Source organism: Thalassoroseus sp., from assembly GCF_984380535.1.
Genome location: NZ_CFHRBF010000011.1, coordinates 21,955 through 41,704, shown reverse-complemented (window position 1 = coordinate 41,704; position 19,750 = coordinate 21,955). Strand labels below are relative to the sequence as shown.

Annotated in this window: 19 protein-coding genes; 14 read left to right on the top strand and 5 right to left on the bottom strand. The window is 55.5% G+C overall.

Annotated elements, in window-relative coordinates; genetic code table 11:
* Nucleotides 1–24 precede the first annotated feature (24 nt).
* The 11 genes from AC5DDB_RS16115 (at nt 25) to AC5DDB_RS16065 (ending at nt 11,033) form a co-directional block, all read left to right on the top strand.
* Nucleotides 25–1,050 carry a COX15/CtaA family protein gene (locus tag AC5DDB_RS16115; RefSeq protein ID WP_491740768.1) on the top strand — a complete coding sequence of 342 codons (1,026 nt, stop codon included), beginning with the start codon at nt 25–27 and terminating at the stop codon, nt 1,048–1,050.
* Nucleotides 1,047–2,030 (top strand): heme o synthase, encoded by a 984-nt coding sequence (gene cyoE / locus AC5DDB_RS16110; protein WP_491740767.1) that lies wholly within the window; start codon nt 1,047–1,049, stop codon nt 2,028–2,030. Before AC5DDB_RS16115 ends, cyoE begins: the two co-directional genes overlap by 4 nt.
* Nucleotides 2,031–2,087: 57 nt before the next feature.
* Entirely contained in the window at nt 2,088–3,635 is a 1,548-nt protein-coding gene (locus AC5DDB_RS16105; protein ID WP_491740766.1) for a cytochrome c oxidase subunit 3, read from the top strand.
* Between the two features lie 55 nt (nt 3,636–3,690).
* Nucleotides 3,691–4,074 carry a cytochrome C oxidase subunit IV family protein gene (locus AC5DDB_RS16100; protein WP_491740765.1) on the top strand — a complete coding sequence of 128 codons (384 nt, stop codon included), beginning with the start codon at nt 3,691–3,693 and terminating at the stop codon, nt 4,072–4,074.
* A 46-nt stretch (nt 4,075–4,120) separates the two neighbouring features.
* Entirely contained in the window at nt 4,121–5,074 is a 954-nt protein-coding gene (locus tag AC5DDB_RS16095) for an ABC transporter ATP-binding protein (RefSeq protein WP_491740764.1), read from the top strand.
* A complete protein-coding gene (locus tag AC5DDB_RS16090; protein WP_491740763.1) occupies nt 5,071–5,928 on the top strand; it encodes an ABC transporter permease in 858 nt (285 codons plus the stop codon). Before AC5DDB_RS16095 ends, AC5DDB_RS16090 begins: the two co-directional genes overlap by 4 nt.
* 108 nt (nt 5,929–6,036) lie before the next feature.
* Entirely contained in the window at nt 6,037–7,329 is a 1,293-nt protein-coding gene (locus AC5DDB_RS16085; protein ID WP_491740762.1) for an SCO family protein, read from the top strand.
* A 35-nt stretch (nt 7,330–7,364) separates the two neighbouring features.
* Nucleotides 7,365–7,799, top strand: coding sequence for a DUF420 domain-containing protein (locus AC5DDB_RS16080; protein WP_491740761.1), 435 nt, complete (start codon nt 7,365–7,367; stop codon nt 7,797–7,799).
* A gap of 29 nt (nt 7,800–7,828) precedes the next feature.
* Complete coding sequence (locus AC5DDB_RS16075; RefSeq protein WP_491740760.1) at nt 7,829–8,107, top strand: hypothetical protein; 279 nt, start codon at nt 7,829–7,831, stop codon at nt 8,105–8,107.
* Between the two features lie 23 nt (nt 8,108–8,130).
* The gene (locus tag AC5DDB_RS16070; RefSeq protein WP_491740759.1) at nt 8,131–9,438 is read left to right on the top strand and encodes an SWIM zinc finger family protein; all 1,308 of its coding nucleotides are present in this window, start codon (nt 8,131–8,133) and stop codon (nt 9,436–9,438) included.
* Between the two features lie 2 nt (nt 9,439–9,440).
* Nucleotides 9,441–11,033, top strand: coding sequence for a DUF5691 domain-containing protein (locus AC5DDB_RS16065; RefSeq protein WP_491740758.1), 1,593 nt, complete (start codon nt 9,441–9,443; stop codon nt 11,031–11,033).
* Here the strand turns inward: AC5DDB_RS16065 and gdhA are convergent.
* Nucleotides 11,018–12,388: an NADP-specific glutamate dehydrogenase gene (gene gdhA / locus AC5DDB_RS16060; RefSeq protein WP_491740757.1), complete on the bottom strand. Its 1,371-nt coding sequence runs from the start codon at nt 12,386–12,388 to the stop codon at nt 11,018–11,020. The two genes, AC5DDB_RS16065 and gdhA, sit on opposite strands and share 16 nt — an antisense overlap.
* A 350-nt stretch (nt 12,389–12,738) precedes the next feature.
* Between gdhA and AC5DDB_RS16055 the strand changes: the two genes are divergently transcribed.
* Together AC5DDB_RS16055 and pyk are read left to right on the top strand one after the other, a co-directional pair.
* Nucleotides 12,739–13,590, top strand: a complete 852-nt coding sequence (locus AC5DDB_RS16055; protein ID WP_491740756.1) for a hypothetical protein — start codon at nt 12,739–12,741, stop codon at nt 13,588–13,590.
* Between the two features lie 184 nt (nt 13,591–13,774).
* Nucleotides 13,775–15,247, top strand: a complete 1,473-nt coding sequence (gene pyk / locus AC5DDB_RS16050) for a pyruvate kinase (RefSeq protein ID WP_491740755.1) — start codon at nt 13,775–13,777, stop codon at nt 15,245–15,247.
* A 207-nt stretch (nt 15,248–15,454) separates the two neighbouring features.
* Here pyk and AC5DDB_RS16045 read toward each other — a convergent pair whose 3' ends face one another.
* The 4 genes from AC5DDB_RS16045 to AC5DDB_RS16030 all read right to left on the bottom strand — a co-directional run bounded on the left by AC5DDB_RS16045 (nt 15,455) and on the right by AC5DDB_RS16030 (nt 19,020).
* Nucleotides 15,455–16,435 (bottom strand): L-threonylcarbamoyladenylate synthase, encoded by a 981-nt coding sequence (locus AC5DDB_RS16045; RefSeq protein ID WP_491740754.1) that lies wholly within the window; start codon nt 16,433–16,435, stop codon nt 15,455–15,457.
* Nucleotides 16,425–17,165: a PP2C family protein-serine/threonine phosphatase gene (locus AC5DDB_RS16040; protein WP_491740753.1), complete on the bottom strand. Its 741-nt coding sequence runs from the start codon at nt 17,163–17,165 to the stop codon at nt 16,425–16,427. The genes AC5DDB_RS16045 and AC5DDB_RS16040 overlap by 11 nt, the downstream gene beginning before the upstream one ends.
* A 206-nt stretch (nt 17,166–17,371) precedes the next feature.
* Complete coding sequence (locus AC5DDB_RS16035) at nt 17,372–18,145, bottom strand: PIG-L family deacetylase (RefSeq protein ID WP_491740752.1); 774 nt, start codon at nt 18,143–18,145, stop codon at nt 17,372–17,374.
* Entirely contained in the window at nt 18,142–19,020 is an 879-nt protein-coding gene (locus AC5DDB_RS16030) for an alpha/beta fold hydrolase (protein ID WP_491740751.1), read from the bottom strand. Before AC5DDB_RS16030 ends, AC5DDB_RS16035 begins: the two co-directional genes overlap by 4 nt.
* 217 nt (nt 19,021–19,237) lie before the next feature.
* Between AC5DDB_RS16030 and AC5DDB_RS16025 the strand changes: the two genes are divergently transcribed.
* Nucleotides 19,238–19,690, top strand: coding sequence for a BLUF domain-containing protein (locus AC5DDB_RS16025; protein ID WP_491740750.1), 453 nt, complete (start codon nt 19,238–19,240; stop codon nt 19,688–19,690).
* Nucleotides 19,691–19,750: the final 60 nt, after the last annotated feature.

The window sequence follows — 19,750 nt, the reverse complement described above, 5'->3', positions numbered from 1 at the left end:
TTGACGATCGACTAGTTGACTTCCATGACTTCCTCGGATTACCGCCCCGTTGTTCATCGTTACGCCCTGTTGATGTGCGGCATCGCTTTGCTGCCCCTCGTCATGGGTGCGTTGACGACCACACTGAAAGCGGGGTTGGCATTCCCGGATTGGCCCACTTCCGATGGTCAATTCATGTTGACCTACCCATGGTTCAAGGACTGGGTGCGAGGAGCTACGGAAAAATTCTGCGAGCACGGTCATCGACTGGCCGGAGCCTTGATCGGGTTTGTCAGCATCGGTTTTGTGTTTGTCGCTTGGCGATTTGAACAACGTCGCTGGGTCCGAGCGATCGCTGTTGGCGTATTGCTCGCGGTCATTTTCCAAGGACTACTCGGCGGCGGGCGGGTGCAACTTCGAGCGACAACGCTTGCGATGGTTCACTCGATCTGTGGAGCGCTCGTTTTCGCAAGTATCGCCGTCGTGGCAGTGATGACCAGCCGATCTTGGTGGACCGTCACCGACGAACTCGAACGTGTATCATCACCCGTCTCAGAACTTTGGCAACGCTTGAATCGTCTGTATGTTTTGGCAATCGTGACCCCGATTTTACTGATCGCCCAATACCTTCTTGGTGGTTGGTTGCGACATTTCGGTGGCGGATTGTATGAACACATCGGCGGTGCCGTCATCGCTTGGGGATGTCTGATTGCCACTAGTGTCCTCGCCATGCGGTCACAAATCCCGTGGGTCAAACACGGTGGTCGAACATTGCTGATTTTGGGCACGCTGCAAGTTTTGCTGGGACTTGGTGCCTTTGTGGTCCGGTTCGGATTCGCACCACTCGGACTTGTGGCAGAAATGCAATCCGTAACGCAGACGGTCGTGCGAACGATGCACGCGGTCATCGGCATGGCTCTACTTGCGAGTTCACTCGTGGTTCTTGCTCGATGTATGCGAGTTCGTTACACCTTGCAGGAACAACTATCGTCAACGGTGAACAATGGCTCGAACCACTCACCGATTAGCCACCCGATGGGGTCGGCACTTGTTGAAGGGGGATCTCGGTGAGTACGTGGAATCGTGAAGCAACAGTCACACCAACCGCGACCGGTCGTTCGGTCGATTCGGTGGTGATTGCTTCACCGCTCAGTTCGCCCAAGTGGTCAGCCCAACCGATTTCCTGGGCACGCTTGGCCGATTATCTCGAAATGACCAAACCGAAAATCGCGGTGCTCGCTTTGGCAACCGTGACATTCGGCTATGTACTGGCAAGTGGGACCACCATCGATCGTGCCGGTTTGATGCATGCGTTTGTGGGCATCACCTTGGTGGCGGTTTCATCGAGTGTCTTGAACCAATTCCTCGAACGCGACACCGATCGCCGAATGGATCGCACCCGCAATCGACCGATGGTTGCCGGTCGCGTTGCCCCGGTGGAAGGGTTGGTGTTCGGCTTAGCAACCGGTTTGATGGGAACGATCTATCTCGCGGTCTTTGTGAATTTGCAGACCGCGGTTCTTGGCGTGCTGACTTTGGTCACGTATGTCGGAATCTATACCCCGCTCAAACGAACAAGTTCCTACTGCACGACTGTCGGAGCAATCCCTGGTGCATTGCCGCCGGTGTTGGGCTGGAGTGCCGCCGGTGGCGCGTTAGATTCCGGCGCTGCCGCGTTATTCGCCATTCTCTTCCTGTGGCAGTTCCCACACTTTTTGGCAATTGGCTGGTTGTACCGTAGCCAGTATGAACGTGCGGGGCTGAAAATGTTGCCGGCATGTTGGGCGAATCGCAACCTGACTGGGGCCTTGGCGGTCCTGTATGCGTTAGCCCTGTTGCCGGTCAGTTTGCTGCCATCCTTGGTAGACATGGCGGGTTCGGCTTATTTCGCAGGGGCGATTGTGCTGGGCATCGGCTATCTTGTTTGTGCAATCATGTTCATGATCAGTGAAACGCGGGCGTCGGCTCGTCGTTTGTTATGGACGTCCTTGTTGTATCTGCCTTTGCTGCTGACCATTTTGACCTGGGACCATTTTCAACTGCTGCGTTGATTCAACATTTGCGAACGCGGATTGACGGGTTCACTCTCGGATTCAAAGACGAAATTCATGGCTGACACCACCGCTCATCACACGCCGTCCCCTTCGCCGCTCAAAATGGGCATCCCGATTCCGAACTCCAAGTTGGGAATGTGGCTGTTCCTCGGCACAGAAATCATGTTCTTCACGGCGTTTATCGGTACGTATATCGTGCTGCGAATTGGTTCGCCGAATTGGCCGACCGATCCGAACGTCACGCATATCAAAGTGTTTTGGGGTGGCCTCAATACCTTCGTGCTGATCTTCTCGAGCTACTTGGTCGTGCTCGCTCATGAAGCGATGGTTCACCGCGAATACGGCAAAGCGTGGAAACTGCTGCTGTTTGTATTCCTAGCCGCCTGTGTGTTCTTGGGTATTAAGAGCTACGAATACTACGGAAAATTCGACCACGATATCCTCCCCGGCCACATCGCCGAAACAGACCAACAAGCGTTACTCAAAGTCGTTTCGGAAGCGCGAACGGCGCTCGATGAACGCACCAACGAACTGCTTCCCGACGGTGCTGTCTACGATCGGCTTGAAAAAGAAGGTCTTACCCCCACGCAAATCGATGCACGAATTGCCAAGGCTGCGTTGCTCGATGCCAGTAACAAACGCAAAGATCTCGCAGCGGAATCCGGGGCGATCGAGACGCTCCGCGAGGAAGTTAAAATCTTCGAAGGTCGAGAAAAAGATCTCTCGGAAGCCGAACTGAGCGAATACCAAGTCAAACGTGAAGTTCTCGCCGAAGCGGAAGAACGCGAGCCCGAAATTCGTCGACTACTTGCATTTGCTGAAGAAGTCCGCGTGCTGGAATTGCATGTTCGCGAAAACGTGTCTCTGTCGGTGCCGTTGGGAACCGAAGACGTCGCGCTTGTCACCAAAGACGGCAAACGCATTGTCGGTCAACTGGACCCCGGTAACGAACCGGACTCGGGCGTGATCAAGGTGATCACCGAAGACGGCGAAACTGTCGAAGTCTCACAAGAAGACATCTCCGAAGAACAGTCGGCAGGTTTGGCTCCGGCAATCACGCTGGCTGAAGTTTCCCAGCGTCTGAATAACTTGCGGAATTTCGGCGTGGTCTCTTACGGCAATGGGGAAGGCGAACCGAAGGAAGTTCTCGGGGCATTGCAACTTCCCGGCGAAGCCCACGGTCACGGCGGACATTCCGCTGAAGCCGAATCCAGCGAAGAACACGCGGAGACCGTTCGCATCGTCAAAGCAGACAAGGCGGGTTTGCTTCCGCTGCAAAGCCAGCAAAAAGACGCCACGATCGAGTTCTCCGAAGAAAAGTACAGCGAAGTCTCGGTCGATCGTTGGTATGGCCCGATGATGGACCATGTGCACGACCCGCACCCGATTGTCTACGGCAACTTGTTTGCGTCGATGTATTTCCTGATGACGGGTTTCCACGCGATTCACGTGATCGTGGGTATGATTCTCTTTGGTACGGTTCTTCTTCAGGGTTCGCGACTCAATGGGGCCTGGACCGATTGGGTGGAAAACAGCGGCTTGTACTGGCACTTCGTCGACTTGGTATGGATTTTCCTCTTCCCGCTTTTGTATATTGTTTGACCAAATCTCCCGGTGAATTTCGAGTTCCCGAATCGATCATGGAATCGTGTTGCTCATGGCTAATACACAATCAGGTCACAAAGTTCATTACGGCTTGATCTTCTTCTTTCTCTGCATTTGCACGGCGTTGTCGTGGATCGCGGACGAAGCCAAGCAGAACGGGTGGCTCACCAACTGGGCGGTCATCGCCGTCATTGTGTTGGCCATCGCAGTCGCCAAAGCAATGTTCGTGCTAACGTACTTCATGCACTTGAAGTTCGAAGGCAAGTGGAAGTTCATTCTGTTGGCTCCCACCACGGTTTTAGCGATCGGTTTGCCGTTGGCTTTGCTGCCGGATATCGGTCTGCATTACTACACGAACACCGCTCCACAAATTCAGGACGCGGCCCCGGAAACCACCGAAGCAGTCGTAGAGCCGGAATCTCCGGAGCAACATTGATCGACGTCGTCCGCATCTGATTTCCTCTTTTGGCTGACGACTACCCGTGTCCGTCTCTGACTCTATTATCTCGGTTCGCGAACTCGGTTATCGCTATCCCCAATCCGACTCCGTCGCACTGGACAGCGTGGCGTTCGCTGTTCAACCGGGTGAGATCTTTGGTCTACTTGGACCGAATGGAAGTGGCAAAACCACGCTCTTCCGCTTGCTCTCTACGCTATTGCCGTTGGGCCAGGGTGAAGCGAGTATTTGCGGATATGACCTCAAATCGCAAACCGCTGACGTTCGACGCACGATCGGCGTGACATTTCAATCGCCGAGTCTCGATCCGCATCTGACGGTGACGGAGAATTTGTCTCACCAAGCCCGACTTTACGGGTTGCCACGACAGACAACACGGGACCGGATCGCCGAATTGCTGGACCGAATGCGATTGACTGATCGGCGGGGCGATCTCGTTTCGACACTTTCCGGCGGGTTGAAGCGTCGTGTTGAAATTGCCAAAGGTTTGATTCACCGCCCGCGAGTCTTGCTTCTCGACGAACCAAGCACTGGTCTGGACCCGGGTGCCCGACAGGATCTCTGGCGGTACTTGGCGGAATTGGTTGGTGAGTCGGCGTTGACGATTCTCGTCACCACGCATCTCATGGACGAAGCGGAACAGTGCAAACGACTGGCGATTCTCAACGAAGGCCAACTCGTTGCAATCGGTTCGCCAGAGGAATTGCGAGCTTCCATCGGCGGTGATTGTCTGACGATCGATTGCGAGAACCCGGAAGCTTTGGCAGCACGTCTTCGCGATCGTTTTGGAGTCGATCCGCAAGTCATCACCGATGGTATCCGTATTCAAACCGAAAGCGGCACGCCACTTTTTGAAAACATCATTGGCGAATGTCGTGAGGAAATGACGAGCATTACCTTCGGCAAACCGACTTTGGAGGACGTGTTCATTAGCCGAACCGGTCATCGGTTTTGGGAAGGACAACAAGCATCCTCATGAGCACTGCTGCCATCGCGGATTCCCAATCGTCGTTGATTGCCGCCGCCGGAACATTGGTTCGACGCGAGTTAGTTCGATTTCTGCGGCAACGTTCGCGTGTCGTGGGTGCATTGGGGCAACCCGTCGTTTTTTGGATTTTGTTCGGTGCGGGACTGCAAGGTTCGTTCAAAACGCCCAGCTGGGTGCCCGCCGGTGAAACGCTTTCGTATCAAGAATATTTCCTGCCTGGCATCATCGCATTGATTTTGCTTTACACCGCGATCTTTTCGACCGTCTCGATCATCGAGGATCGTCGTGCCGGGTTCATGCAGGGCGTGCTGGTCTCACCCGCACCGCGATTAGCGATCGTACTGGGGAAACTGATCGGCGGCACGATCCTCGCGGTCGGACAGGTCGTGATTTTTCTCGGTCTCGGACCACTTCTGGCATGGGTCGGCCTAGCACCGCCGATTCCTTGGATGCAATCGTTGCCGCAGGTTCTTGCGGTACTGTGTTTTCTCACGACGTTTGCACTCGCGATGACGGCACTCGGTTATATCGTCGTGTGGCCGATGAGCAGCACGCAGGGGTTCCACGCCATCATGATGGTGTTCCTCACACCGATGTGGCTGCTTTCGGGGGCGTTCTTTCCGGGAGAAGGCTCGGTGTGGTTGAGTTGGATTATCCGCCTCAACCCCATGACCTATGGAGTCGCAGGACTCAGACGGCTGATGACGCCGCATCTCGACTTGGCGGTGACTCCCACTTTCCCAAGTTTACCGATGAGTGTCGGAGTGACGATTCTGTTCGGAACCGTCTGTGTCGGGCTCGCTGTGATGCAGACGCGTAGCCGGAACCTGCGAAACGTGCAATAATAACGCATCCCCTGCACATCGCTCCGCTCGATTTGTTCTCACAGTTTCAGCGAATCGAACGTACGGATGAGGTAGGACTGACATTGTGATTCGTTTGAGGAACTGTCGATGCAGACAGATCAAAATTTAGAACAACCACCTACGCGATCGAAACGGTCTCGATTAGTGATCGTCTCGTGGATTCTGTTAATTATTAGCGGCACGTTATTGGGATGGGTCGTCGCGGAGTCGGCCCGTCGCAATCGTGAACGAGTCGATCCTCGTGAAGTGCTATCCAACGAACAACCCACGGTTCCCGCCGAACTCATTTGGCCATCGGAAGGTGTCGCCGATTTTTCTTTCGTCGATCAGGATGGCAATACCGTCACGCGGGACGATTTGCTCGGAAAGCCGTGGGCAGTCGGGTTTGTGTTTACTCGCTGTGCTGGTCAGTGTCTGAACCTGACGGCCGGTTTGAAGGAAATGCAGGACCAACTCCAAGACACCGACGTGCGGCTGGTCTCCCTCTCGGTCGATCCGAAATTCGACACCCCGGAAATGCTCAAGAATTACGCGACCAACTTCGGTGCGAATCCGGAAAAGTGGTTACACCTGACGGGCGATCAAGACGAGATTTATTCGCTCATCCAGAAGAGTTTCCTGATGCCGGTGCATGAAGAGACCGGCGAGAATCGCAAACCCGGTTTCGAAGTCCTGCATTCACCAAACTTGCTCCATGTGAACGCTCAGGGGAAAGTCGTTGGCAAGTACAACGGTTTGGTGGAAGACGAACGCAACGAGCTTGTCGACGCTCTCAAAGCCGAAGCCGAACAACTCGCGAAGGGGCCCATCATCACCGGTTCGCCGCGATTACCTGGCGTTGGTGAATTTGAACTCATCGAGCGTAGCGGACGCACCATCACCGAGAAGGATCTCCATGGCCAACCGTGGGCGGTGTGTTTTGTGTTCACCCGATGTGCGGGTCCGTGTTTGAACATCACGGCGAAGATGGCCCAGTTGCAACAACGCGTGAAGGATGATGACGTCCGGTTGGTCACGATCACCGTTGACCCCGCCTACGACAAACCGAAGGTCTTGCAGAACTATGCGGACAACTTCGGTGCCGACCCGGAGAAATGGTTGTTCCTCACCGGGGACAAGGAATACGTCTATCCGCTATTGCGAACCGCGTTTCGTCAGGCGGTCGCGGAACACACGGGTGAGGCTCGTCAACCGGGGTACGAAGTGTTCCACACAACCGATGTGCTACATATCGATGCCGAGGGGAACATCGTCAAACGGTACAACGGTGCCAGCGATGCGGAGATGATGGAACTTGCATTCGCATTACGTGACGAAGCCGAACGCCTGCGACAAACCTCCGCGAAACCGAGTCAACCTGCGATCGCTGAAGAACCGTAACTCAACAATTCTTACAACTTGAACGGACCAATTTCGTGCCAGAGTGGGTCAATCTTTTACCGACTGTGAACGCGAGCCTGAATGGGTTGGCAACGGTGCTGCTCGCGGTGGGTTACGTACTGATTCGACGCGGTCGCGTGACGGCTCACAAATGGACAATGCTTAGCTCGTTCGCCGTTTCGATTGTGTTCCTCGGCTGCTATTTGGTCTATCACTATTATGTCGGTTCAAAGAAATTCCCGGGCACGGGAGCGGTGCGAATCGTTTATCTGGCGATTCTGGTGACGCACATCATTTTGGCTGCTGCGGTGCCGTTTCTGGCGAGCATTACGATCTACCGGGGATTGAAAGGGCAGTTCGACAAGCACCGTCGCATCGCAAGAATTACCTGGCCAATTTGGATGTACGTTTCGGTTACAGGTGTGATTATTTATTTCATGTTGTATCATTGGGTGGCAGCCCCAGTTTGACGGGCGTCATCTTGCAAGGATCGAAAACCATGTCCCGATTTATCCAACGCGTCGTTCTGGCAATCGCGATTTTGGTGAGCACCGTCGGAACCGCGTCGGCGTGCCCGATGTGCAAGGAAGCCAACAAGAAAGATTCGAGCCTGCCGCAGGCGTACATGTACAGCATTCTGTTCATGATGTCGATGCCGGTGCTCGTGTTTACCGGCTTGGGTGTGAAGTTGTATCGGCTACATCGCCAAGCCCAATCGGAGCAAGAAGCCGCCTCCGAGTTCAACGATTGGCAAGACCCGTGGACGCCGGGTGAGTAACCGGCCTGAAGCGAGACCGGCGCATGGATCTCACGCTGGAACAAGTCACCGAGATGGCCCCGGACAGTAGTTCGGCGGCCGCCGGTAAGAAGTTGATGGCCCTCAAGAACTGGCCGGATGTGGGGCGTGACGACGCTTCGCTGTGGGGGAAGTGTCAGGGCAGCAAGGTCTATCAAATTATGGTGGACCTTTCGAATCTCGGGTACAAGTGCAATTGCCCGAGCCGGAAGTTCCCCTGCAAGCATGTGCTCGGTCTCTTGATGCTGACGGCAGCATCTCCCGACGCCGTCGCGGAAGCGACTCGTCCGGACTGGGTCGACGATTGGCTCAGCAAACGCCAAGCACGAGCCGCGAAAAAAACCGAGGCAGCCGAAGCTCCCAAGAAACCTGTCGACGAAAAAGCTCAAAAACGTCGAGCCGCCAAACGCGAAAAGTTGGTGACCGATGGACTCGAACGGCTCGACTTGTGGATGAAGGATCTTGTGCGAACCGGGCTGGCAGGTCTGGAAGCGAAACCGCTTTCGTTTTGGGACGAGCAAGCCAAACGACTTGTCGATGCCCAAGCCGGTGGGTTGGCGTCACGGGTGGCTCGATGGGCGGAAATTCCCGGTGCGTCACGCGATTGGCCAAAGCAGTTGCTCTCGGAGTTTGGCCGCGTGAAGTTGTTGCTCAAAGCATTCGAGCGGATCGAACAACTCTCGCCAGAGTTGCAGAGCGATGTGCGGCAGATCATCGGTTGGAACATCGGCAAAGACGAATTGAGTTCCGACGGCGAGAACGTCGACGATAGTTGGATCATTGTCGGTCAGTGGATCGATGACGACGGACGCATTCGTTCGCAGCGATCCTGGGTTCTTGGGCGGAAGACCGGTCGCATGGCGTTGGTGCTGCAATTCGCGGTCGGTGGGCAACCATTCGCGGAGTCGATCATTCCCGGCTCCGAGCAAACTGGCAAACTCGTGTTCTATCCCGGTGCCTCCGGTCAACGAGCGAAGTTCGTCAGTCACGAGGGCGAGTTGACTTCGGTGCAATCTCGAATTCCTGGCTGTGACACAATCGATGAGTTTCTCGGTTCCGTTAGTGATGAATTGGCCAAGCAGCCATGGCTCGATGCGTTCGGCTGTGTGTTGCATGATGTCACGCTCATTCCGGGCGAAGACTGGATCCTCCGCGATCAGCAGGGGAACGGTTTGCCAATGCGGGGGCGTGATCATTGGAAAGCGCTAGCGATCACGGGTGGTCAGCCGGTCGACATTGCAGGTGAATGGGATGGGCATCAACTGCGATTGCTCAGCATCTATGAAGACGGTTCAACATTTCGGAATCTGTGACGATGGAAGAACTCACCAAAGTCGCATTGACGGGCACTTCGCGAGCCGGGCAAAAATCGCTCGCGGTGAGCGATGGCGTGGGCGTCGAACTTGTCAACCAACTGAAAAGCGATCCGGAAGACACGCTGCTTCTGCAGGCCGGTGTGCAGACGGTTGGTGAGCAAGCCGGTCGGTTGGCAGTATCGGATGTGCCCGCGATTACGCCCGCGCCGAGCGATTCACAGGCATCCGGTTCGCGACGATTGGCGGGACTTCTGCAAAATGCGTTTGCGACGAATTCCAAAGACTTGCTCGCTGAATTTCTAAGACAGATGCGGGGCGGTGGCTTGGTGTTGCCGCCGGATTTATTGCCGATGGCTCTCGACGTTAGCGATGCGAATCTCCGCGAGCAACTTTTGCCGGTACTTGGGGAACGCGGACGGTGGCTGAGTGAGTTTCGTCCAGAGTGGAAATGGGTTCGCACGGGTGTCGCCAGTTTGAGCGGACGCGACCGAGACGTCCTGCAAACCGAATGGGAACATGGCACGATTCGCGACCGGTGCCAAGTTCTCAGCACGATTCGTCGAGCCGACGCGGAGGAAGGTCGAACGTGGTTGGAAGCAACGTTCGCCGGAGAAAAGGCCGAATACCGGGCTCGATTGCTCGGCACGTTCGAACATGGGTTGTCAGCCGACGACGAGGAATTCCTCGAAGCGGCACTCGATGATCGGAGCACGCAAGTGCAAGCGGTGGCCGCAGAATTGTTGTCCCGATTAGCGGAATCGGCACTTGCGAATCGAATGCGAACTCGCGGGGAAGCGATGTTATCGCAGGTTCCCGATACGGATCGAGCTTGTGGTTTTCAACTGCAATGCGATCCGCCTGAAAAGCTCGACAAAACTTGGAAACGTGACGGCATCGCCAGCAAAGCACCATCCGGGCAGGGCAAGCGGGCGTATTGGACGGAAGCGGTGTTGTCGACGATCCCACCATCGCATTGGGAAGCAAAGTTCAATGCTTCACCGGAGGAACTTATTCAAGCCGTCCGTGGCGGCACGTTTGATCGGCCGATTCTCAAGGCTTGGGTCACCGCAGCGGTCCGATTTATTGGGAGCGAATCGCAGTCCGGTGATTGGTTGAGGCCGCTTTGGAATTATTGGGCGGATCTCGCGGACCGACTCAAAGGCAAAGGGCGTGAGGAAGCATTCGCGCAACTCCACACAATTTTGCCGATGATGTCGCCCACGCAGATCGAGACGACATTTCTCCCGCTCTTGGAAAAAACCGCTGCGGATCATGCGTTGGAAATCGCGAGTTTACTCGGGTTCGTTCCACAGCCTTGGGGTGAGAAACTCGGACGGACTTACCTAAACGTAGTCCGTCCGATTCTGAAAGCTTCCACCCGAAATGCGAGTTACCAGTGGAGCAACACGTTGTTCACCGCAGCGAAGGCGTTGCCTCGTGAAGTGTTCGAAGACGCCCTTCAGGAGTGGGAAGTCGCCGCCGCTGAGAAATCCACTTGGCACAGCCAATCCATCCTCAAGGAAACCGAACGCTTTCAGGAAATCATCCGCACGCGTCAAAGTTTCTACGAGGAAGTTCAAACCACGCCGTAGGCCAACATGGCGTCGGCGACTTTGACGAAGCCGGCGATGTTGGCTCCGTCGACGTAGTTGACCCAACCGTTGTTGTCGTCGCCATATTGCACGCACTTTTCGTGAATGCCTCGCATGATCGACTGGAGTTTGCTGTCGACTTCCTCGCGGGACCAACTGATGCGGACTTGGTTTTGGCTTTGCTCCAAACCGGAGACCGCGACCCCACCGGCATTCGCGGCTTTCGCCGGACCGAACAGAATTTTTGCTTTCAAGAATTCTTGAACGGCTTCGTATTCGCTGGGCATGTTCGCCCCTTCACAGACGACTTTCACGCCGTTTTTCAGCATGATACGTGCTTCGTCGCCGTTGATTTCGTTTTGCGTCGCGCAGGGAAACGCGATGTCGGCGGGCACGCCCCAGGGACGTTGATCGGCGTGAAACTCGGCCTTCGGATACTTCTCGACATACTCGCTGATCCGTCCGCGTTGGACTTCCTTGAGATGTTTCACGTAGGCGAGTTTGTCTGCATCAATGCCATCGGGATCGTACACGAAACCGCCGGAGTCGGAGAGCGTGAGCACTTTCGCACCAAGTTCGGTCGCCTTCTGACATGCGTATGTCGCCACGTTGCCCGATCCGGAAACGAGACAGGTTTTGCCTTTCATTCCGTCGCCGATTTGTTCGAGCATGTGATTGCAGAAGTAGACACAGCCGAACCCGGTCGCTTCGGTTCGCACCAAACTTCCGCCGAACGCCAAGCCTTTGCCGGTCAGAATGCCGCTAAATCGGTTTCGCAGCCGTTTATACATCCCGAACAGATAGCTAATTTCACGACCACCCACGCCGATGTCGCCTGCGGGCACGTCGGTGTCTTCGCCAATGTGTCGAGCCAGTTCGACCATTAGGCTCTGACAGAACCGCATGACCTCACGATCGCTTTTGCCCTTCGGATTGAAGTTTGAACCACCTTTACCACCGCCCATCGGCAGCCCGGTCAAACTGTTCTTGAAGGTTTGCTCGAAGCCGAGGAACTTCAGAATGCTTTGATTGACCGACGGGTGAAACCGCAATCCACCTTTGTAAGGGCCAATAGAATTGTTGAACTGCACCCGCCATGCCCGGTTCGCACGGATGTTACCTTCGTCGTCTTCCCAACTGACGCGGAAGATGATGATGCGATCCGGTTCGGTCATCCGTTCGAGAATCTGCGCTTCCTTGTATTTGGGGTTGGCCATCACGAATGGCATGACCGATTCCACAACTTCGTGAACAGCCTGATGGAACTCGGTTTCGTGGGGGTTCCGGCGTTCCAAGCCGTGCATGAAATGTTCAATTTCTTCTTGGAGCGATTGAGAATCAGTAGAACCTGTCATGAGATCAGTCCTTGAGAGAGAGATTGGCGATCGATGCGGAACACGCGTGAGTAGGCTGATAGCGTGCCCAGTTTAGGCAACCTCGTCAAGTGTTGGAGTTATTCGAGGGGTGTAAAGGCTAGAGAACAGCGAGCCGGAAAAGGCCAATCACGCAAAATTTCCTCCGCTTCTCGGCCCTCTGCTCTCTGCTGCCAAGCGAGTTCGTCTTGCTCGAATTTGCGGAAGTCGATATGGTCCCGCACTTCACGTCAAAGAATATCCGAACCGTTCCATTCCAACTCGGTGTCGACCGTTCCGGTCACACTGTGACTTGCCTAGTCTTCACATCTTGCGGCATGGAGGTCGCTGATATGAAATCCGTCTCGAAAACAGTTTGGTCACTGGGCATTCTGGTGAGTGCTTTGGTTGTCTCATCAAGTGGGACGCTTCAGGGCCAGGATTTCCGCATCTACACTCGTGTCTATAACGAAGCCGCTGCGAAAGAAACACGAGGCGCGGTGCTGGGGCGGAGTTTGTCGCTGTTTCATGCCGGCAAAGTTTACGACTACATCGAGAACGGCAGCGAAAGTGAAGTCATCATTTATGAGCCGTCACAGGAACGGTTTACGGTGTTGAACACATCGCGAAACTTGGCGACCACGATTCACTTCGACGAAGTCGCTCACAAGATGCATTTGGCTCGGCAAGTCACGGAAGATCGGATTGCCGAACTGGAAACACAACAGCCGCCCGCATCGCGAGATGTGCTAGACAAACTTCGGTTTCCTTTGGAAGGCAATTTCGTCGAGCACTTCGATGACGAACAAAAGCTGCTCACGCTATCCAGCCCCCATCTGACGTACTCGGCCAAGTGCGTGCAGATTCCGAACGAAGGCGTTGTGGACTTCTATCTTCAGTACGCCGATCAAATGGCTCAGTTGAATTACGTTTTGCATCCGAATGCGTTGTTCCCGAAACCGCGTTTGGAGTTGAATCGGCATTTGCGACGACGAGAATTGTTGCCGGTGGAAGTCCGATTGCGTTCGAACATTGGCGTGGAAACGCAACTCCGAGCCGAACACCAAGTCCACTGGAAACTCGACGCCGGTGACCGCAGCCTGATTCACGAATGGGAATCGACGCTCAAGAGTGAACTCACAAAGAACGTGCCCCTCAACGAATATCAACGCGCTTTGCTGATCAGCCAAATGTCCCGCCGGTAGTCAGATCGAGAACGGGACACAAAGAACTGAGTACGTCATCAAACCTCCGCTGTTTCGATCCGCGTTGAGAACAATTCCCACCGCGGACGACGAACAGGGCTTGTCGATCTGCCCGGATGCGATAGAGTAACCGCTGCGAACTGCGATGTGCGTTTCGCACAGTGAACGCGTCCAGGGGATCGGCATGAGTTCAGGCAGACAGTACCAAGAACGTCCGTTGGTCAAATCGAAAATCGTGGCGACCGTCGGGCCTGCCAGCCAGGAACCGGCTCGTTTGCGTGAACTGGTGGAAGCGGGCGTCGACATTTTCCGGCTCAACTTCGCACATGGCGAGTATTCGCAGTTGGAAGAGGTCGTGAAGTCCATTCGCAAGATTTCCGAGGAATTGGAACGGCCAATCGGCATTCTCGGCGATTTATCCGGCCCCAAGATTCGTTTGGGCGAACTCCCCGGCGACAGCATTTTCTGTCAGATCGGTGAGCACTTCCATTTCGTGCGGGACGATAACATCGATGAACCGCACCACCTGACCTGCACGTACCCCCAATTGATCGATGACCTCCGCAACGGCGATCGGGTATTGCTCGCCGACGGTACGGTGGCGATGCGAGTCATTGGCAAGCACATGGACGAAGGCCGCGTCGCATGTGTGGTGGAGAATCCCGGAATAATCCGCTCGCGTCAGGGCATTAATCTTCCCGGAGCCACGTTGAGTGCCCCGAGTCTCACCGAGAAAGACTATGAGGACTTAGCATGGGCGATCAAACATGAACTCGACTTCATCGGTCTGAGTTTCGTGCGGAGTGCCAACGATTTGCAGCTGCTCAAACGCTCGATTCAAGCGTTGAAGCCCACGGTTGTGCCCGATGTGGTGGCTAAGATCGAGAAGATGGAAGCCGTCACCGATCTCGATGCGATTCTCGATCTGACAGACGCCGTTATGGTCGCGCGAGGGGATCTCGGAGTTGAAGTGGAGATCGCACACGTACCCGCGATGCAAAAGCAAATTATTCAGCTCTGTAATCGTCATCGCATTCCGGTGATCACGGCGACGCAGATGCTCGATAGCATGCAGGAAAACGAACGTCCGACGCGTGCCGAGGCCAGTGATGTCGCGAATGCAATTCTCGACGGCAGCGACGCGGTGATGCTCTCGGGCGAGACGGCCATCGGCAAACATCCGGTGGCTTCGGTTTCGATGATGAGCCGCATCGCGATCGAAGCGGAACGCCTCGTCAAACCGAACCCCAGTATCGACACCGACAGCCAACCCAGTTCACGGGCAACGCTGGTCACGGAAGCCGTCACGCTGGGTGCCGGTGCCGCGGCGGAGCATCTCGAAGCGGATTTGATTGTCGTCGCCACGCACTCCGGCAAGACGGCTATGGCGTTGTCGAAACAACGCGGACAAGTGCCGATTCTGGCCCTCACCGACTCGCAACCTGCCGCTCGCCGGATGTGTCTGTATTGGGGCATCCAAGCGATTTACACGACTGTCGTGCAGGAATCGCCGCAGAAAGTGTTAGATTTTGTCATCGCCTGGGGTCGTGAACACGACATCCTCACCCGAGGCAGCCGCGTGGTTCTCGTAACGAGTTCGAACTGGGCCAAAACGCAAGAAGGTAAAGACTCGCTCCTCGTCCACGCGATTCCTTAGTCGAGTGGAAACACCGAAGTTGCCAGTGCAGGAAACTTCATCGATATAGCGTCGTGGGTGGCATGCCCACGGTTTGACGTGGGCATGATTGGACATTCAAACATCGCTGGCCCATGCCCACCCCGCTTTCCGATCGGTCAAATCGCTCGGCACGGCTCATAGAGCCGTGGCACACGTTTGGATTGTGATCTACGCGTGGATTGTGATCTATGCGGCGGCACGTTTCAGACGGTCGTTGAGGGCGCGACCGAGTCCGTGTTGAGGGAAGGAGTCGGCGACGATTCCGTCGAGATCGAGGGCATCGAGTCGCCGTAACGCGGCGAAGAAGTTCGCGGCTGCTTCGACAAGATCACCAGTCGGCGACAGCACTTCGACCACTTGCCAACCGTCGCGCGAGCTGGGTTCTTCGAACGCGAGTAGTCCCAATCGGCGTGTCGAATCCGCTGCGGTGGTCGTGTCTCGAATTTGCAGCGGTGTGCGAGGGGCGTAATGACTTGGCAACATTCCCGGTGCCGACGGGTGGGATTCATCCGCTGTCACAGGCATCGCGATGGGTCCGATGACTTGTTCCAACTCTTCGACAGTCACGCCACCGGGTCGTAGCAATGTCGGCGGGTTCGTGGAGACATCGAGTACCGTCGATTCCACACCAACTCGGCACGGGCCGCCGTCGAGAATGTAATCAATTCTGGAACCGAGTTGCTCGGCGACGTGTTCGGCCCGGGTGGGGCTGATGCGTCCGAATGGGTTGGCACTGGGAGCGGCGATCGGTTTTCCCGCGGCAGCAATGAGGGCCCGGGCCTGTGGATGCTCCGGGATTCGCACCGCGACGGTCGGCAATGCTGACGTGACCAGATCGGGCACGATCGGTTTCTTCGGCAGGACCAACGTGAGCGGTCCCGGCCAGAATGCAGTTGCCAATTTTTCGACCAAGGGATTATCGTGTTCCGCAACCGTGTCGAGTTGGTCGAAACTCGCGAGATGCACAATCAGTGGATCGAAATGCGGTCGCTCTTTGACGGCGAAGATGCGCGAAACCGCATGTGGGTTCAATGCATTCGCGCCCAAGCCGTAAACCGTTTCAGTGCCGAACGCGACAACGCCACCATCGGCCAACAAACGAGCGGCGTGCTCCACATCGGTGCCGACCGGACATGCTGCAGAGGTTGTTTCGGATTTAGACGACATCGAGAATCAAGCAGGTGATGTTGTCTTTCGAACCGCCTTCTTGAGCCGCGTCCACAGCGGCTTGGGCGGCGGCTTGCGGATCGGAATTCTGCGTCAGAATTTCCGTGAGTTTGTCGTCCGACACGCCATCGGTGACACCGTCGGAACACATCAGGAACCGATCGCCTTTTTGCGGTTCAAGTTCTTTTGCCTCAGTACCGCTGCTGCCTTCTTTGGTGCCGAGATACCGATAGAGCACGTTGCGATAGCGGTGCGTCTTCGCGTCTTCGGCGGTAATCGTTCCCGCCCGACGAAGGGCTTCGGTCAGGGAATGGTCTTCGGTGAGTTGTTCCAATTGGCCGTTGCGGAACAAGTAAATCCGGCTGTCCCCGACACCGGCGGCAAACAAGCGTTGACCGACTTTTACGACCAAAGTGATCGTCGTGCCCATGTTATGAAACGCGGGCTCGATTTTGCCGAGCGCCATGATTTCGTCGTTGGCATACGCGACAGCTTCATCGATGGCTCGGCGAACCTCTTCGGTTTCACCGCTGTGGAAATCGATGAGTTGCTCGAACTTCTCGGAGATCAATTCGGTGGCGAGTTCGCTCGCCTTCTCACCCGCGGACTGCCCGCCCATCCCGTCAGCGACGAGGAAAAACCGACCCTCGGGATCGACGAAACCTCGATCTTCGTTGTTATCGCGGAAATTGCCGGTGATGCTGACAAATCCGCTGCGAATTTCAATCATGGCGACTGCCGGATCTGCAACAGGACATTAACGATGATAGTTCCGACCTCAGATCGAGGCCAAGTTGGTCGGTCTACACGTCCATAACAATTTTTTTAGGATGTGAGTCACAAGACATTATCGCATGCAACCCAGGAAACGCAACATCAGACGGTAACACGATCTGAGATGAACGGTCGCGGACGAACGCAAAAGGGTTTGCTTCGTCAATCACGCGGAGAAACACCGAGTTCGGTCGGCAACAATGCCTGCACCACATCATGCACACCCATTGCAGTCGATGTGATGAATAACTCTCCAGCCACGAATCCGGCGGTTGTTCCGAGGTGATACGCACGGCTTTCCACCATGCGGAAGACGCGTTCTTTGGACGGCGGAAACTGCGTGCGATAAGCCCGCACGGCATTGAGTTTCAAATCCAAAGTCTCGGAAATGTCTGCCACGAATTGCCCGCTGCCGTCGGTTCGGTGCAGCGAGTGAAAACCGAGCGGATACCAAATCATCTTGGGAATTGTATGGACCGGCAAACCATCGAAGTGCTCGTCCCATTTCGTCAGCCGGGAATAGAACACGGCCGCGTCGGTGATCTGCATGGCTTGCCAATGATCGGGCGATGCCATCGGTGTTTTTTCGGCGATGCCCATCACGATCTTCGGGCGATAACGTCGAAACACCTTCGCCAACTCACAGCGAGATTCGAAGCTGTCGAACAGCCGACGGTTCGGCAGTTCCAACGTATGCCGAACATGCACGCCGAGAATCCGAGCGGCTTCTTCGGCTTCCTGCATACGGACCTCGGGACCGGGCGAGAGCGGTGTCGGTTCACCGTCGGTCAGGTCGATGATTCCCACCCGATAGCCTTGCTGCACGAGTCGGGCCAGTGTTCCCCCGACGGCGATTTCGACGTCATCGGGGTGCGCTCCGACAGCGATCACGTCGAGCGGCTCCGGCAGTTCGGTATTGGAATCGGGGGCGGTCATGCCGACGGGTCCTCAAAGTTGGAAATCAATTTGGCGATGCGATGGGGATGCGTAATATGCGGAAGTTGCCCGCTGGTGTTCAACTTCTCGCTACACGCATTGGGCAAATTCGCGAGGAGTTCTTCCTGGCGAGCCGTCAAGACGCCGCCGTCGCCTTCGGTGCGGATGACAAGAATCGGTTGCTGAATGTGAGACAGCAACGAACGCAAGTCGTATCGGTGTGCCCAACGCGTTCGTCGGCTCAACGAGCGAACGGGCGTTTGGCCGCTGTTCTCGATGTAGAACGGCCAACGCACATGATCAAAGGGCGGAAACCACGATCGATGATTTTGTCGTGCAATCGCCTCTCGTCCCGGAAGGGATGCCATCCGTCCCGGCCAAAGAGTGGCACCAATCGACAAAAACCGTTCCGCGATTGCCATCCGCCAACTCGCAAACCCGGCCTGCACGACTGCCTTGGTACATCGCTGTGGAAACGAGGCGAGTAACTGCCAAGTCGGCAGACAACCAAACGACGTCGCGTAAACCATCCAGGTGTCGTCACCGAGTTCGTCCGCGATCGCGACGATGCTGTTTGCCCAAGCGGTCGGGGCTGGCAACTTCTGGGGATGTTCGATCATCACGCATCGGAAGTCGTCTTTGAGGAGATACGTCACAAAGGCGAACTGTTCGGCGTCTCCGAGAAATCCACCCAGAAAGTACAACGCCGGACCGCTGCCCCAAACACGTCCGGTCCATTCTTGGCCACCGGTCGAGACCGTCCACGCAGCGGCTTTGACGCGAAACTCGTCCAAGACAGCGCTCGTTGACAGCGGTGTCGGACAAGGTTCGCCGACGGTTTCACTCGGAGATTCGGGAGTCGAATCGACCGTCATATCGGACACCAACACTTTTCGTAAAGGCAGTTTCAGGACGATAACGTCCACAGTCTACAGAATGTCCGGAACGGTCCCAAGCACCGGATCGCGGCAATCTGAACTTTCCCTGATCATTGCTGAGCTCGTTCTGCATCCGTTAGGATGAACGAACGATAATTTGGTGTGGTTGGTTTACGGGCCAGTTGCATCGCCTCTAGTTAAGGCTACCGAACCAATGCCAGTTTATTCCCTTGCCTATGCGAGCCGAGCCAATCAAGAGTTCACATGGGATGAGCTCGAAGAATTGGGCGAACGCGCTGGCCGGAAAAACGTGAGCCTACGGATCACCGGTTATCTGTGTTATCAGGATGGGTCGTTCTTTCAGTATTTGGAAGGACCACTCGTTGCGTTGAACGGATTGATGGACGAGATTCGAATGGATCAACGTCACGATGTGTTCAACGAAATCGATTTGGGACAGATCGGAATACGGAACTTTCCTGACTGGAGCATGCGTGTCCTCAGTCAAGATGGTTTGAAGTTGATGCGAATGGAAGATGTCCTTCGACAGGTTCTCAGCACGATGACCGAAGTCGATTACGGTCGCGATCGGCTGCGAAAACTGATTCTGCCGATGGTGACTCGGATCGCGGATCGACAAACGATGCTAAGCGGTCCGCCTGGTTGATCGCCGCCCCCGGCGATTTTCGCATCACTGGCGAACATGAAACCTGTCCTCATTTGTTAT

What these genes read in the sequence shown, in the direction of transcription:
- AC5DDB_RS16115 (WP_491740768.1), top strand. Translation starts at nt 25, where the DNA reads ATGACTTCCTCGGATTACCGCCCCGTTGTTCATCGTTACGCCCTGTTG.
- AC5DDB_RS16105 (WP_491740766.1), top strand. Translation starts at nt 2,088, where the DNA reads ATGGCTGACACCACCGCTCATCACACGCCGTCCCCTTCGCCGCTCAAA.
- AC5DDB_RS16100 (WP_491740765.1), top strand. Translation starts at nt 3,691, where the DNA reads ATGGCTAATACACAATCAGGTCACAAAGTTCATTACGGCTTGATCTTC.
- AC5DDB_RS16090 (WP_491740763.1), top strand. Translation starts at nt 5,071, where the DNA reads ATGAGCACTGCTGCCATCGCGGATTCCCAATCGTCGTTGATTGCCGCC.
- AC5DDB_RS16085 (WP_491740762.1), top strand. Translation starts at nt 6,037, where the DNA reads ATGCAGACAGATCAAAATTTAGAACAACCACCTACGCGATCGAAACGG.
- AC5DDB_RS16075 (WP_491740760.1), top strand. Translation starts at nt 7,829, where the DNA reads ATGTCCCGATTTATCCAACGCGTCGTTCTGGCAATCGCGATTTTGGTG.
- AC5DDB_RS16070 (WP_491740759.1), top strand. Translation starts at nt 8,131, where the DNA reads ATGGATCTCACGCTGGAACAAGTCACCGAGATGGCCCCGGACAGTAGT.
- AC5DDB_RS16065 (WP_491740758.1), top strand. Translation starts at nt 9,441, where the DNA reads ATGGAAGAACTCACCAAAGTCGCATTGACGGGCACTTCGCGAGCCGGG.
- gdhA (WP_491740757.1), bottom strand. Translation starts at nt 12,388, where the DNA reads ATGACAGGTTCTACTGATTCTCAATCGCTCCAAGAAGAAATTGAACAT.
- AC5DDB_RS16055 (WP_491740756.1), top strand. Translation starts at nt 12,739, where the DNA reads ATGAAATCCGTCTCGAAAACAGTTTGGTCACTGGGCATTCTGGTGAGT.
- pyk (WP_491740755.1), top strand. Translation starts at nt 13,775, where the DNA reads ATGAGTTCAGGCAGACAGTACCAAGAACGTCCGTTGGTCAAATCGAAA.
- AC5DDB_RS16045 (WP_491740754.1), bottom strand. Translation starts at nt 16,435, where the DNA reads ATGTCGTCTAAATCCGAAACAACCTCTGCAGCATGTCCGGTCGGCACC.
- AC5DDB_RS16040 (WP_491740753.1), bottom strand. Translation starts at nt 17,165, where the DNA reads ATGATTGAAATTCGCAGCGGATTTGTCAGCATCACCGGCAATTTCCGC.
- AC5DDB_RS16035 (WP_491740752.1), bottom strand. Translation starts at nt 18,145, where the DNA reads ATGACCGCCCCCGATTCCAATACCGAACTGCCGGAGCCGCTCGACGTG.
- AC5DDB_RS16030 (WP_491740751.1), bottom strand. Translation starts at nt 19,020, where the DNA reads ATGACGGTCGATTCGACTCCCGAATCTCCGAGTGAAACCGTCGGCGAA.
- AC5DDB_RS16025 (WP_491740750.1), top strand. Translation starts at nt 19,238, where the DNA reads ATGCCAGTTTATTCCCTTGCCTATGCGAGCCGAGCCAATCAAGAGTTC.